This window comes from Phormidium tenue FACHB-1052 (genome assembly GCF_014696675.1).
Classification (GTDB): Bacteria; Cyanobacteriota; Cyanobacteriia; order Phormidesmidales; family Phormidesmidaceae; genus Nodosilinea; species Nodosilinea tenuis_A.
This window is the reverse complement of sequence record NZ_JACJQN010000001.1, coordinates 505,846-519,410: the sequence shown is the minus strand read 5'-3', so window position 1 is coordinate 519,410 and position 13,565 is coordinate 505,846. Positions and strand designations below refer to the sequence as shown.

General features: G+C 55.3%; 15 protein-coding genes. 8 read left to right on the top strand and 7 right to left on the bottom strand.

The window, feature by feature from the left end; genetic code table 11:
- Nucleotides 1-89: 89 nt before the first annotated feature.
- The 4 genes from H6G07_RS02375 (at nt 90) to H6G07_RS02360 (ending at nt 2,426) form a co-directional block, all read left to right on the top strand.
- A complete protein-coding gene (locus H6G07_RS02375) occupies nt 90-869 on the top strand; it encodes an amino acid ABC transporter ATP-binding protein (protein ID WP_073606600.1) in 780 nt (259 codons plus the stop codon).
- Nucleotides 870-1,256, top strand: a complete 387-nt coding sequence (locus H6G07_RS02370) for a C6orf136 family protein (RefSeq protein ID WP_073606601.1) — start codon at nt 870-872, stop codon at nt 1,254-1,256.
- A 142-nt stretch (nt 1,257-1,398) separates the two neighbouring features.
- Nucleotides 1,399-1,812 (top strand): hypothetical protein, encoded by a 414-nt coding sequence (locus H6G07_RS02365; RefSeq protein ID WP_073606602.1) that lies wholly within the window; start codon nt 1,399-1,401, stop codon nt 1,810-1,812.
- Nucleotides 1,813-1,994: 182 nt separating this feature from the next.
- Nucleotides 1,995-2,426: a hypothetical protein gene (locus H6G07_RS02360; RefSeq protein ID WP_073606603.1), complete on the top strand. Its 432-nt coding sequence runs from the start codon at nt 1,995-1,997 to the stop codon at nt 2,424-2,426.
- Between the two features lie 4 nt (nt 2,427-2,430).
- On the opposite strand, the gene serS is transcribed toward H6G07_RS02360, so the two are convergent.
- Together serS and H6G07_RS02350 are read right to left on the bottom strand one after the other, a co-directional pair.
- A complete protein-coding gene (gene serS / locus H6G07_RS02355; RefSeq protein WP_073606604.1) occupies nt 2,431-3,708 on the bottom strand; it encodes a serine--tRNA ligase in 1,278 nt (425 codons plus the stop codon).
- Nucleotides 3,709-3,782: 74 nt separating this feature from the next.
- Nucleotides 3,783-4,022 carry a NifU family protein gene (locus H6G07_RS02350; RefSeq protein ID WP_017299982.1) on the bottom strand — a complete coding sequence of 80 codons (240 nt, stop codon included), beginning with the start codon at nt 4,020-4,022 and terminating at the stop codon, nt 3,783-3,785.
- Between the two features lie 271 nt (nt 4,023-4,293).
- Here H6G07_RS02350 and H6G07_RS02345 point away from each other — a divergent pair, with 271 nt between their 5' ends.
- Nucleotides 4,294-5,253 carry an orange carotenoid-binding protein gene (locus tag H6G07_RS02345; RefSeq protein ID WP_073606605.1) on the top strand — a complete coding sequence of 320 codons (960 nt, stop codon included), beginning with the start codon at nt 4,294-4,296 and terminating at the stop codon, nt 5,251-5,253.
- 350 nt (nt 5,254-5,603) lie between these two features.
- On the top strand, nt 5,604-5,933 hold the full coding sequence (frp, locus tag H6G07_RS02340) for a fluorescence recovery protein (protein ID WP_073606606.1): 330 nt from the start codon (nt 5,604-5,606) through the stop codon (nt 5,931-5,933).
- 133 nt (nt 5,934-6,066) lie between these two features.
- Here frp and H6G07_RS02335 read toward each other — a convergent pair whose 3' ends face one another.
- Together H6G07_RS02335 and H6G07_RS02330 are read right to left on the bottom strand one after the other, a co-directional pair.
- Nucleotides 6,067-6,210, bottom strand: coding sequence for a CAB/ELIP/HLIP family chlorophyll-binding protein (locus H6G07_RS02335; RefSeq protein ID WP_073606607.1), 144 nt, complete (start codon nt 6,208-6,210; stop codon nt 6,067-6,069).
- A 163-nt stretch (nt 6,211-6,373) separates the two neighbouring features.
- A complete protein-coding gene (locus H6G07_RS02330) occupies nt 6,374-6,586 on the bottom strand; it encodes a CAB/ELIP/HLIP family chlorophyll-binding protein (RefSeq protein WP_073606608.1) in 213 nt (70 codons plus the stop codon).
- 190 nt (nt 6,587-6,776) lie between these two features.
- On the opposite strand from H6G07_RS02330, the gene H6G07_RS02325 reads away from it, so the two are divergent.
- Complete coding sequence (locus H6G07_RS02325; protein WP_084172825.1) at nt 6,777-7,541, top strand: SDR family NAD(P)-dependent oxidoreductase; 765 nt, start codon at nt 6,777-6,779, stop codon at nt 7,539-7,541.
- 285 nt (nt 7,542-7,826) lie between these two features.
- Here the strand turns inward: H6G07_RS02325 and H6G07_RS02320 are convergent, their stop codons facing one another.
- Both H6G07_RS02320 and codA read right to left on the bottom strand, forming a co-directional pair.
- Nucleotides 7,827-8,384, bottom strand: a complete 558-nt coding sequence (locus tag H6G07_RS02320) for a CAP domain-containing protein (RefSeq protein WP_084172826.1) — start codon at nt 8,382-8,384, stop codon at nt 7,827-7,829.
- 190 nt (nt 8,385-8,574) lie between these two features.
- Nucleotides 8,575-9,900, bottom strand: coding sequence for a cytosine deaminase (gene codA / locus H6G07_RS02315; protein ID WP_338420676.1), 1,326 nt, complete (start codon nt 9,898-9,900; stop codon nt 8,575-8,577).
- A gap of 790 nt (nt 9,901-10,690) precedes the next feature.
- On the opposite strand from codA, the gene H6G07_RS02310 reads away from it, so the two are divergent.
- Nucleotides 10,691-11,554, top strand: coding sequence for a transglutaminase family protein (locus H6G07_RS02310; RefSeq protein WP_073606611.1), 864 nt, complete (start codon nt 10,691-10,693; stop codon nt 11,552-11,554).
- Nucleotides 11,555-11,640: 86 nt separating this feature from the next.
- Here H6G07_RS02310 and H6G07_RS02305 read toward each other — a convergent pair whose 3' ends face one another.
- Complete coding sequence (locus H6G07_RS02305) at nt 11,641-13,548, bottom strand: serine/threonine-protein kinase (RefSeq protein WP_084172827.1); 1,908 nt, start codon at nt 13,546-13,548, stop codon at nt 11,641-11,643.
- Nucleotides 13,549-13,565 lie beyond the last annotated feature (17 nt).

The following is a 13,565-nucleotide window of genomic DNA, read 5'->3' as shown; positions in this document are numbered from 1 at the left end:
GTCCCCGCCTGTCGGGTTGAGCTATGGTGAAAACGTTCAATTCATGAGTTGTTAGCAGCCCCGAGGGCGCGATAAAGAGGAACCCTTTCATGACACAGTTTCAGACGGAGCACCCATCGGCCCATGCCATGAGCACCGAACCCGTGATCGTCGCCCGCGACGTGGAAAAGTGGTATGACAACGGCTTTCACGTGCTCAAGGGCGTCAGCATGACGGTCTATAAGGGCGAAGTGCTGGTGGTAATGGGGCCGTCTGGGTCAGGCAAATCAACCTTTATTCGCACCTTCAATGCCCTCGAACCCTATCAGAAGGGCTCCATTGAGGTCGATGGCATCACTATTTCCCACGACCTAAAAAATATTGAGGCTATCCGCCGTGAGGTGGGCATGGTGTTTCAGCAGTTCAACCTGTTCCCCCACCTGACTGTGCTGCAAAACGTGACTCTGGCCCCGATCTGGGTGCGCCGCTGGCCCAAGGCTAAGGCCCAAGAAGTTGCCATGCAGCTGCTAGAGCGGGTGGGGATTTTAGAGCAGGCCCACAAGTTCCCCGGTCAGTTGTCGGGTGGGCAGCAGCAGCGGGTGGCGATCGCCCGCTCCCTCGCCATGCAGCCCAAAGTCATGCTGTTCGACGAACCCACCTCCGCCCTCGACCCTGAGATGGTGCGGGAAGTGCTGGATGTGATGCGCGGCCTGGCCGACTCGGGTATGACCATGGTGTGCGTGACCCACGAAGTTGGCTTTGCCCGCGAGGTGGCCGATCGCGTCGTGCTCATGGACGGTGGTTATCTAATTGAAGAAAACACCCCCCAAGAGTTTTTCAGCAATCCTCGCGAAGATCGCACCCAGAAGTTTCTCTCCCAGATTCTCTAGGTGGATATTCTCGAACAGATTCGCCTCGACTACGAGCGGTTCCCCTACGATCAGAGCTACCACCTCTACGCTGAGGATGTCTACTTTAAAGATCCGCTAAACCAATTTCGCGGCGTCGATCGCTATCGGCGCATGATTAGTTTCATCAGCCACTGGTTCAAAGATGTTGACCTGCAACTGCACGGGATCGACTACTCTAGCCCTAGCCAAATTGACACCCGCTGGACGCTGAGTTGGATAGCTCCGGTACCATGGCAGCCGCGCATGAGGATCCCCGGTCGCAGCGAGCTAGGGCTAGGGGACGATGGCAAGGTGATTTCTCATATTGACTATTGGGATTGTTCTCGGCTGTCGGTGCTCAAGCAGTTGTTTGCTTGGCGTGCCTAAGTCTTAAACTCCGTTTAAATTGCTGAACATCGAGTTAAGCAACTTGAATGGAGCCTCAACGGGCTGAATATCTGCGGGTAAGCTAGGGGCATTGATGGGCAACATTACTGCCACAATCGATCTAGATCTGTAGAGGATGTCTATGCGGCTGCTACAAAAAGTGTCGGCTGGGGTTTGCTTGATCATTGGGCTGCCCATCATCATGATGGCAACGGTTGAGAGCCTCAACCCCAATACTTCCCCTGAAGATCGATCGGGGTTGATGGCTGCCCTGGCATTCTTTGGCCTGCCGCCAACGGCCTTGGGCGGCTGGTTAATCTGGAACCTGCGCCAGCAACACGAGCGATCGCTAGAAGACCTAGCTGACCAGCAAGAGCAGCAGTTTCTCCAGCTCCTTCAAGACCAAAAAGGCGACCTGACAGTAATTCAGTTTGCCACCGCCACCCAACTGTCGCTGGAAGAATCCAAAGTCTACCTCGACGAAAAAGCGCAGCAGCTAAATGCCTCGTTCGACGTTTTAGACAATGGGGCCGTAGTCTATCGCTTTCCCCTATAGGCGTCTACGAGCCAGGTGGATTGGTCTGCCCAATGAAGTATTCGCTGAAATAAGTCGCCAGGGCAACTGAGTTGCTTCTTATGATAAAGAGGGTTAGACGTGGCCAATCTCCATGGGCGAGCTGGAGATATAAGGGTTACGATAACCGTCAAAACCGAGAGCGACCGGTAGAGGAGACGGCTATGCGGAAGTTACAAAAGGCCTTGGCTGGAGCCTGTTTGCTATTTGGGCTATCCATCACGCTTTTAGCAACAACCCAACTGATGGGTTCCGACGATGATGACTGGGAAGATCGAGCCGAGACTGGGTTAGCGTTGGTCATGTTTGGTGTCGCTCCCATGGCCCTAGGCACCTGGCTGGCATGGCATTTGCGATCTAACCACCAGCAGTTATCTCAGGCAGTATCAATCCAGGCAGTATCAATCCAACAGGAGCAGCTTTTTTTACAGCTGCTTCAAAGTCAGGCCGGTGATCTCACCATTGTCCAGTTTGCGGCGGCGGCGCAGATGCCGGTTGAGCAGGCCAAAGCGTTTCTCGATCAAAAAGCTCAGGTGCTCAACGCGTCCTTTGATGTCAAAGATACTGGGGCGATCGTCTATCGCTTTCCTCTGTAGGCGTCTACAGATACTCGCGGTTGAGGTAGGGTTGCAGCACCTCAGGCACCCGCACTGAACCATTGGCCTCTTGGTAATTCTCCAGAATGGCGGCCATGGTGCGGCCAATGGCTAAGCCCGATCCGTTTAAGGTGTGAACGTACTGAGTACCCTTTTGCCCCGTCGATTTAAAGCGGATATTGGCGCGGCGGGCTTGAAAATCCAAGCAATTTGAGCAGCTAGAAATCTCGCGGTAGGTCTCAGAAGACGGCATCCACACCTCAAGGTCATAGGTTTTGCAGCTTGAGAAGCCCAGGTCGCCCGTGCAAAGCGCCAGCACTCGGTAGGGCAGCTTGAGCTGTTGCAGAATGTTTTCGGCATCGCCCACCAGCGCCTCTAGCTCGTCAAAGGAGGTGTCGGGATGCACGAATTTGTACATCTCCACCTTGTTGAACTGGTGGAGGCGAATGAGGCCACGGGTATCTTTGCCGTAGCTGCCTGCCTCACGGCGAAAGCAGGGCGTGTACGCGCAGTAGTGAATGGGCAACTGGTCAGCGGCAAGGATGTCGTCGCGGTGCAGGTTGGTGAGAGGCACCTCGGCAGTGGGGGTCAGCCACAGGTCGTCGTTGCGGCACTGGAAGCTTTCTTCGGCAAACTTGGGCAGCTGACCCGAGGCGGTGAGCGCAGCCGAGTTAATTAGGTAGGGGGGAATGATCTCGTCGTAGCCCGCCTTGGTATGGCGATCGAGCATGAAGGAGATCAGTGCCCTTTCTAGCGCAGCACCTGCGCCCTTGAGGACAACGAAGCGGCTTTGGGCAATCTTTTCGGCGGCGCGCTTAAAGTCGAGAATGCCCAGAGTTTCGCCGATCTCCCAGTGGGGTTTGGCGGCAGTGGTGGGCAGGTACTCGTCGCCCCAGCGGCGCACTTCGACGTTTTCGGTTTCGTCTTTGCCAATGGGGGTGGTGTCACTGGGCAGGTTGGGTAGGCCTAGCAGAATGGCCTCGATCTGGGCTTTAATCTCGCGCTCCTGGGGTTCCAGGGTTTGCAGCTCGGCCTTGACCTGGTTGCCTTCGTCTTTGAGGGCGGTGACTTCTGGGCCGTTGGGGGTGGCCCCGGCTTTGATGGTTTGGCCCACCTGCTTGCCGATCTCGTTGCTGCGGGCCTGGAGCTGCGATCGCACCGTCTCTAGCTGGCGCTGCTGCTGGTCTAGCTCTAGCAGCGGGGTCAAATCATACTTGCCCCGCTTGCCCAGAGCAGACTTTACCCGCTCCGGGTTTTCTCGGATTTGTTTTAGATCTAGCACAGCAGCCCTCTACAATCTGAAATCTGATGTTTTGACAAAAAACCCCTTGCCAATAGATCAGAATATCAGCATTCCTAAAATACCTGCTCAATCTCGGCAATTTCAGGAATAAACTCGCGCAGGCGACGCTCAATGCCCATGCGCAGCGTCATAGCAGAGCTGGGGCAAGAGCCGCAGGCTCCCTGGAGGCGGAGTTTGACCACTGGGCCATCGATTTCAACTAGCTCTACGTTGCCGCCATCGGCCAGCAGGTAAGGACGCAGTTCATCTAAAACCTGTTCCACATTGGGAGGGGTAAGGGCAAGCGTTTCCATGGGCTATAGCTACCAAAAATATTGAGAGGCCATCTCCATTCTAAGGATTTTGGCCCCAAACCAGAGCCATCAACCTGATCGATCGACGATTTTCCCGGTGATAAACGCTATCTCTTATCTAGATCAACCTCTATGGGAAGCCCCATCGGTTCTCATTTCTTTATGGGGCTATGTCTCGTACCTGCGTAGACTGGGCCTTGAGGGGTCAAGCTTTGATGAGAAAAATGCCTGAAATCATTGACAACCCCCGCCTTTCCTCAGGAAACTCCATATGCCTTTTACGATCGATTCAGCTCGTAATATTTTCCCCAATACTTTAACGGCGGATTCTGTACCCGCAACCATTGCCCGCTTTACCCAACTCAGCGCCGAAGACCAACTAGCGCTGATCTGGTTCGCCTACCTGGAAATGGGAAGCAGCATTACCATCGCGGCCCCCGGTGCGGCCAGTATGCAATTTGCTGAAGCCACCATGGAGCAAATTCGCAAAATGCCCTTTCAGGAGCAGTCTCAGACGATGTGCGATCTGGCGAACCGGGCCGACACCCCGATTGGTCGCACCTACTCGACCTGGTCACCCAATATCAAGCTCGGCTTTTGGTACCGCCTGGGCCAGTGGATGGAAGAAGGCTCTGTGGCACCTATCCCTGAAGGATATAAGCTGTCGGCCAATGCCGCCGCCGTGTTGCAGTCGATTCGTACCCTGGAGTCTGGGCAGCAGATTACAGTGCTGCGCAATGCGGTGGTCGATATGGGATTTGACGCCAAGCAGATGGGCAGCTATACCCGCGTCTCTGAACCCGTTGCGCCACCCCAGGATATGGCTAAGCGCAGCCAGGTCACCATTGAGGGGGTCACCAACCCCACGGTGCTGGCCTACATGAATAACCTCAACGCCAATGACTTCGACGCGTTGATCGAACTCTTCACCCCCGACGGTGCGCTACAGCCTCCCTTCCAGCGCCCGATTACCGGCAAAGAGGCAATTCTCCGCTTCTTTCAAGAAGATTGTCAGAATCTCAAGCTGATTCCAGAGAGGGGGGTGACTGAGCAGGCTGAAGATGGCTTTACGCAAATCAAAGTGACCGGTAAGGTGCAGACCCCTTGGTTTGGCGCGGGCGTCGGCATGAATATTGCCTGGCGGTTTTTGATCAACCCCGATGGCAAAATTTTCTTTGTTGCCATTGACCTGCTGGCCTCACCCAAGGAACTGCTTAACCTGGTGCGCTAGGTCGATGGTTGTGGAGGGTGGCTGGGCGATCGCCAGCCTGAGAATCTAATCTGAACCAGGCCCACTTGAGGCCATTGATTCATCGCTGGCTACCTATATTCCTTGTCTGACTGTTGGGTCTTGCCCTAGACGTAAGATCTAACAGTCAGTATTGTTTTGAGCTTGGCTAAGAAGGGGGGTAGCGGCGGCTGAGGCTTGCTTAGCCTCAATGCCACATTGCAAAGTTTTGCAACATGTCTCTAATATAGAGAAATGTTAAACACCATCATTGGCCGAGTAACTGGGTTAGCCGATTGGCGGCCATCGAGCTTTTCGCAGGTCTTTTTCTAAGGTTCCTTTTTTAAGTCGTAATGCATACCAGCGAACTCCAGTGGTCAACTGAAGAAAAAGCCATTGCTAAGGAGGCGATCGCCACCGCCTACAGCCGCGAGATTAGCGGCTTGGTTCAGGTCGTGCGCGATCGCGCCAGCAGCCTCAATAGCATGGATGACCTTTGGCAACTCCACGACTTTCTCAGTGCCCGCCGCCACGAACTCGACGGCAAATATGACGATCGCGAGTCAGCTTTACTGTTTGTCTTTTCGAGTTTGGTGAAAGAAGGCTGGTTGAGTTTGGATGAGCTAGAGGGGCTAGATGCCGCCAAGCTGTCGAAAATTACTGCTCTCACCCGCATGTTCTAGGTGGGTTTGCAGCGTTAAAATTGGGTTGCTTTTAGGTGAATTTGGGAACCCGCAAACGGAAGGGGAGGCGCTAGAACCAGCACCTCCCCTTCCGTTTGGTATTTAATTTTTTAACTCGGAGGGCGATAAAACCCTACATGATGCCAATTTGGGACAGAATGCCTTGCCCAGTCAGAAACTCGGTAGCTACACCAATCACGAAGCCCAGCATAGCCAGACGACCATTCCAGGTTTCTGCAAAGTCTACAAAGCCGAACTTGGTCTCTTTGGTTTCCATGGTGGATATCTCCTAAATGATTAGAGGTGCGAAATCAATATCCTGTCACTTAACGTAACACAAGTTCTTTGAAGTTTGGGTGTGGGAACGATGACTTTTCTGTGGTGAAAATTTAATCGTTCAAGTCACTAAGCTTGAGGCTCAAGCCCAGCAACAGCCGGAGCTATAAGCTGGTCAACCAGGTGACAATGCCATGGCCTGTAGCGGCTTCAAACAGCACTGCTGAGACGAAGCCCAGCATCGCTAGGCGACCGTTGAGTTTTTCGGCGTATTCATTGAAGCCGAACTGCTGGCTGTCATCGACGTAAACTTTGGGTTCAACGGCAAAGTTGTTCAGACGACCGCCTTCTTCGGTGGTGTAACCGTTAGTGGTCATAGGATGTTCTCCGTTGCTTCTGTGGTTCTATTGTAACGCAATGTAAACAAATATTGCAATCTTATTTACATTTTTACATTTTTGAGGAATTAAGCTGCGCTATACATTGGCGATGGCTGTCTTGGCTTTCCGAGTGCGGGAGTGAGTCGGTGGCAGAACGTTGGGCACTCAACTACTAACGGCAAAGGGCATGACTTTGATTGATTTGCAAGGCAGCACGGTGTTGGTGACGGGAGCGTCGCGGGGGATTGGGGCGGCGATCGCCCGAACCCTGCACGGGGCTGGAGCGGCGGTTATTCTTCACTACAGTCAAGGTGAGGCCGAGACGAAACAGCTCGCCGCTGACTTAGGGCATGAGCGCACTCACTTGGTTCAGGCTGATTTGGCGGTGCCGGGGGCGGCCCTAGCATTATGGGCACAGTCTCTAGCTTGGCGAGGCAGCGTGAATGCTGTGATCAACAATGCCGCGACGATGCCCGCCGCCTCAGTGACCGCTGAGTGGGATCAGTGGGCGATCGCTTGGCAAGAGACGCTTCAGGTCAACCTTGTAGCCATGGCTGATCTGTGTCGAGAGGCGATTTGCCACTTTCAGGCTCAGGGGGGTGGCACGTTGGTTAATCTGGCCAGCCGGGCGGCGTTTCGGGGGGATGGGCCAGAATTTATGGCCTATGCGGCGTCGAAGGGCGGGGTGATTGGGCTGACCCGCACGATCGCGAAGGGGTTTGCGGCGGATGGGGTGCGGGCCTATGCGATCGCACCGGGGTTTGTGCGTACCGATCGCATTGAGCAGGTGATGGCGGAGCGGGGGGCGGATTATGTGACGCGAGATATTCCCATGGGGGCTCCGGCGGAGCCGCAGGATATTGCTAATTTGGTGGCGTTTTTGGTGGCGGGGTTAGCGCCCCATGCGACGGGGGCAACGTTTGATGTCAATGGGGCGTCGTATTTTCACTAGCCAGCGCACCGATCAGCACATCAGGCTAAAAGAAAATATGCCAGACAGGAGCATGGCGCTTCTGTTTTTAGGAGAAGCTCAATTAGGCGTTGCTGAATCGGGGAATGAACTGGCAAAACCTTAGGCTCTGCACGCCCCCCTATTCCCTCAATTCTGGGGGACTTTGAAACTCAGTCTCTCCCCACAATGGGGGTGGAGGGGCAAATCATACTTGCTTACGCAACGCCCAAAATTCTCAACTCAAACATTCTCGTGGCTAGACTTAGGCCTAGAGATGATTTTGCCTTAGAAAGGCTTTTGCCCTTGGTAATTGCCAGGAGGTGAATAACGGCATACCAATACATCCTGGCCGTTGCCGGTAGCTAATCCACAACCAACCTCAGTAGTATCTCTCCAGATAATTTGGGTGTAATGCCCTACGTCAGCCCAGTTGCCGGTTGTTGAGAGGTTTGGAAAGGCTGTGTCTGGAATAAAGTACTGCTTCTCGTCTCCCCAGAACTTCACCATGTCAGCTAAAGAATAAGCCCCTGCAGTACCCTTCCACAGATTTTCCCCATATTCATTGCTATCACTATGGGCAAAGGTATTGGTAGCCGCCAAGCGATCGGCCCAGGCTTGAGAAGAGTTGGCTAGGCTTTCTGACCACTCTAGAGGTGGCACCCCGACTTCAAAACGATAAAGGTTGTGAGCTTCCAGTAGGCTGTCTGACCGTGAGCTACTGGTAGGAACTGGGCTTGGGCTAGGAGTCGGCTCGGATTCTGGGCTAGGATTTGGGGCTGTGCATCCTACAAGAACAGTCAATCCAATCGCTGGCACTACAACTGCTAAGTCTTGTAATCTCATGGATCTTAACCGTCAAGCGTTACCAGCATGATATAGCTAGGGCTATCATCCCCGCCAAAAAATTTAGATTCCGCAAAAGTCTACTTTTAGAAATGCCGTAGACTTCCTGAGCACCGCTAGAAACATCAGCGATCAGAGAAGGTTTCCAGGCTGGCTCTATAACTACAGAATCCAGAGCTACTTTATCTTCCTATCCATGCCAGTTCACCTCAGCGGGCGATGTCTGCACCAGCAGTTTGCCTTGAGAGAAGACGTGGGTGACGGTAGCGCGGCGGCGAATGGCGTCGTAGGGGCTGTCAGCATCAAGAACAATGAAGCTGGCGGGTTTGCCGACTTCAAGTCCGTAGGAATCCTGTAGGGCCAGGGTTTTAGCGCCGTTGGTGGTGATCATGTCATAGCAGGCGGCGATTTCTTCCTGGCCGGTCATTTGGCAGATGTGGACGGCCATGGAGGCGACGTCGAGCATGTTGCCGGTGCCCAGGTTGTACCAGGGGTCTTGGACGCAGTCGTGGCCGAGGCTGACGTTGATGCCCTGCTGCCAGAGTTCTTTGACACGGGTGACGCCGCGGCGTTTGGGGTAGGTGTCGGTGCGGCCCTGGAGGGTGATGTTGATCAGGGGGTTGGCGATGAAGTTGATCTGCGATCGCGCCAGCAGACCCATGAGCTTGAAGGCGTAGGCGTTGTTGTAGCTGGCAAAGGCGGTGGTGTGGCTGGCGGTGACCCGTGGCCCAAGGCCCGATCGCACGGCGCAGGCGGCGACCACTTCTAAAAAGCGCGACTGGTCGTCGTCAATTTCGTCGCAGTGAATGTCGATCAGGCGATCGTACTGCTGGGCTAGCTCAAAAATGCGGTGTACTGACTGCACGCCGTCTTCGCGGGTCATCTCGTAGTGGGGGATGCCGCCGACAGCGTCAGCGCCCAATTTTAGGGCTTCTTCCATCAGTTCAAGATTGCTGGGGCTGCCGTAGAGGCCGTCTTGGGGAAAGGCAACGACTTGCACGGTGATCCAGTCTCTGACGGTGTCGCGGACTTCGAGCAGGGCTTTGAGGGCGGTGAGGCTGGTTTCGCTGACGTCGGCATGGGTACGCACCAAGAGCACTCCCTGCTGGGCCTGGAGTTTGAGGGTGGCGATCGCCCGTGCTTTGACGTCCTCTAGGGTGAGGGACTGTTTGCGATCGCGCCAGATCTCAATGCCCTCAAACAGGGTGCCACTCTGGTTCCAGCGGGGCTGTCCCGCCGTCAGTGCCGAGTCAAGGTGAATATGCGATTCTACGAAGGGCGGGCTTACTAGCCTACTGCCCAGGGCAAGTTCCTGGGTGGCTGAGATAGCTAAGTGGGGTTCTATTGCCTGTATGCGGCCATTTGCTAAGCCGATATCGACTGGCTCGCCGTTGGGTAGCTGACCGTTTCGCAAAATCATGTCCATGGCTAGCCCCTTTGGCGCAGTTTGCCCTGTCGTTACGGCCTCGACTATACCAACTTCGTCCCAGCCAAAGACATTTCCAGCGGCGATCACCAATTAAAAATCCCCGACGCTGCCGCTGAGGCAAGGCCGGGGATAACGAATTTGAGACGACCTAGGGGGGAAGAACCCCAGGGGTTGCCGGTCGATTGGTCAAGCCTAAGCTAGCAAGCTGAAGCGGCGAATATACCCGGTGCGTGGGCCTCGATCACATTGCCGGTGACGGCGCAGGTGATCATGAGGTAGTCGCAAGCGGCGCACTGAGTTTGCACCTGCTGCTCGGGGTAAGTGTGGTGCCTTTCGGCTAGATGTCCACAGTTTGGGCAGTGTACTTGTTGAGAATGACCAATCATTTTGTAACTCCGGCAGCTTTTTGGCAGAACAATTAAGGGATATTATTTGGGTTAGATCTTATTAAAAAGAATTCTCGTAATGGACAAAACATCACGAGAATTACTTGGGCGACCCTCAAAAGTCGTGGGCCAAAATCTTATCTTCCCTGGTGTTTATTATCGCCTTGTTTATTGAGAGGCGCAACTCTATTTTATAAATCCTTAATCTTGGGATCAAGCCTGGAGCAATGATCCCCGCCTTTAGATAGAGCTGGCAGACTGGAGATTGATCCCGATGTTTACAATTCTAAATCGATGGATGGCGACCGGCTATCGTGCTTATCTTTGATCTCTGGCTTGGGATCCCGTCTTTTTGTTCTGATTTTGGGGATCGCTATTTTTTGTTAACTCTTGTCGTTAGGCTCAGGAAACAGAAATTAGGTTTTTCGAGCTTGCTGTGACGTTATTGTCTATCTGTGCTCTGCTCGGTTCTGCTCAATTCTTACTCGGCTATGCGCTATCAAATTCGCCACCTAACTCGCTACTGCTATCAGCAGCCCGTTACCCTGCGGCCCCACACTCTGCGCCTGCGACCCCGGAGTGACGGCGCTCAGCAGCTGCGGCATTTTACCCTTGAGGTCACCCCAAAACCAACTCAGCAGAGCGCGATCGCCGATACCGATGGCAACAGCACTGTCGGTCTGTGGTTTGCGCCTCACTCTATAGAGCAGTTTGAAATTATCACCACTGCTGAGGTAGAAACCTACCGCACCAACCCCTTTGATTACCTGGCGGAGCCCTGGGCCACCACCCTGCCCCTCGACTATCCCACTAGCCTAAGAACCACGCTATTGCCCTACTTGGCGTCAGCCAGTGCCCCTGCCCTTGGGCCTGGAGTGGTTGACCTGGCCCAGGCGCTGGCCCACCAGGTAGAGGGCAACGTGGGTCTTTTCTTGACCGCTTTGGTGGGCCGCATCTACGAAACCTGTAAGTATACCAACCGGCCAACGGGCGCTCCCTGGCCGGGGAGCATTACCTGGGGCAAAAAGCTGGGTAGCTGCCGTGACTTTGCTGTGCTGTTTATGGAGGCCTGCCAGGCGGTGGGGATAGCCGCTCGCTTTGTCAGTGGTTATGAGCAGGGCGACAGCGCAAGTCGCGATCGCGACCTGCACGCTTGGGCCGAGGCCTACGTGCCCGGCGGGGGCTGGCGCGCCTTTGATCCCACCCACGGGCTAGCGGTGAGCGATCGCCACATTGCCCTAGTGGCCAGCCCCTTTCCAGCACAAACCCTGCCTATCAGCGGCACGACTCAAGAGGGGAGCCAGGTGGGGTCTAGTTTGGAGACCGAGATTCGGGTGGAGGTGTTAGAGGAGTAGGAGGTGAGGAGGGTGGGAACGGTGGGAGGAGAGTGTTGAATTTTGAATTTTGTCCCTCAACCCTCAACACTTACTCCCCATCACCTCTATCTCCCCAAAGTCTGCTGGGCACGCTTCCGCAACTCCTTGGCCGGGCCGTAGTCCGGGTTGATCTGCAAGGCCTTTTCGAGGGCGATGATCGACTGGTCGTAGCGCTGGAGGGCCCAGGTGGCTTCGCCGCGCACGGTCCAGGCTTCGGCTGACTCTCGGTTGCGGGCGATCGCCTGGTCGATGGCGGCAATGGCCTCGGCGGAGCGGCCTAGCTTTTGCAGCACGCGGCCCCGGTCGAGCCAGGCCTCAAACATGGCGGGCATGAGGCGGTTGGTGCTCTCGTAGAGCGCTAGGGCGGCCAGCAGCTTTCCCTGCTGTTCTTCGGCATTGCCCTTGCTGCGCACGGCCTCGGGATAGTAGGTGCTGTAGGCTAGGGCATCGTCGCAAGCCACAATGGCTTCCAGGGGACGCTTGAGGGCAATCAGGGCTCGGCAGCGCCCCAGGTAGGCTGGTGCATAATCCGACTGGCTCTCGACGGCTTGGTTGTAGGTGGCCAGGGCGTCGGGGTAGCGGCCCTGGTAGCGCAGGCGATCGCCCTGGCGGGTCAGGTAGGCTGCTTTTTCTTCCGGGGGCAGCAGCAGGCCAAAGTCGGTGGTCAAAGTAGGAATCGCCGCTGCCTGAAACGGCACGACAGCCCCCGGACTGGGCTCAAAGGCAATGGTGAGGCTGCTGCGCCAGAGTACTAGCAGACTGAGCGTTCCCATCAGGCTGCCGACCACTATCGAGCGCCGGCGGGCATAGGGTTTTAGCTCCTCTATCGCCAAGTTTGAAGACACTGGCGGCACTGCTTCACTAGCACCATAGGCAAAATCGACTGGAAACAGTGACGTGGAGTCTTGGTCGTCGGCAAAGGCTGTGGGCTCTGAAGTCTCGGTGGGCCCGATGGCGGTGTCGCTGTCGTCCCCCGGAAAGGTTGGCCCCCGACCGTTGGCTCCCTTCATCCAGGTTTGGTAGATTTGGGTACCCAGCAAGCCGTGCAGAGGGTTGGGCAGATTTTGCAGGGCTTCGAGGGCTTCTTGGGCCGTGGGGTAGCGATCGCGAAAGTCGTAGCGCACCATTTTGTCGAGCACGGCTGCCAGCGACGATGACACTGTCGGAGCATGGTGGCGCCAGGACAACTCGCTGGTAATGGGGTCTTCTTCAATTTTTTGGGGATGGATGCCGGTCAAAGCTCGAATGCCGAGAATGCCGACGGCATAAACATCGCTGCTAAAGCGCGGCTTGCCCGCATACTGTTCGTTGGGCATGTAGCCGTGGGTGCCAATGGCCACAGTGATGTTGGTGGCCCCAGTTTCGGCGTCGAGCAACGGGGATGAGGTCACCTGCTTGACCGCCCCAAAGTCAATGAGTACTAACTTCCCGTCGCGGTGGCGACGGATCAGGTTAGAGGGCTTAATATCGCGGTGGATCACCTGCTGGCGGTGCACAAAGGAGAGAATCTCCAGCACCTCTTGCAGCAGCAGCACTACTCGCGTCTCAGACCAGGGTTTGCCCTCCTCAACCTGGCGGTTGAGGCGGCTGCCCTCAATATATTCTTGAGCCAGATAAAACTCTTGATCCTCTTCAAAGTGGGCCATCAGCGACGGAATTTGGGGATGGTTGCCCAGCTGATAGAGCACCCGCGCTTCGGTGTCAAACAGCCGTCGAGCCATGTCGAGGGTGCCTGTGTCTTTGTCTTGTACCTTGAGCTGCTTGATCACACACCGAGGGTGGTTCGGCAGGTGGATGTCGGTCACCAAAAAGGTGCGGCTGAATCCCCCTGACCCCAGCCGTCGGACAACTTGGTACCGTCCTCCCAGTAGTGTTTGCTCCATGCTGCCCAGAATGTCTTTGTCAGCCTGGTCATTTAACCACAGACTCAATAGCCTGGTGCCCAGTGGTAGGCCAGCTGGCTGGTTGCCCATAGCAGCAGCAGAGCCCC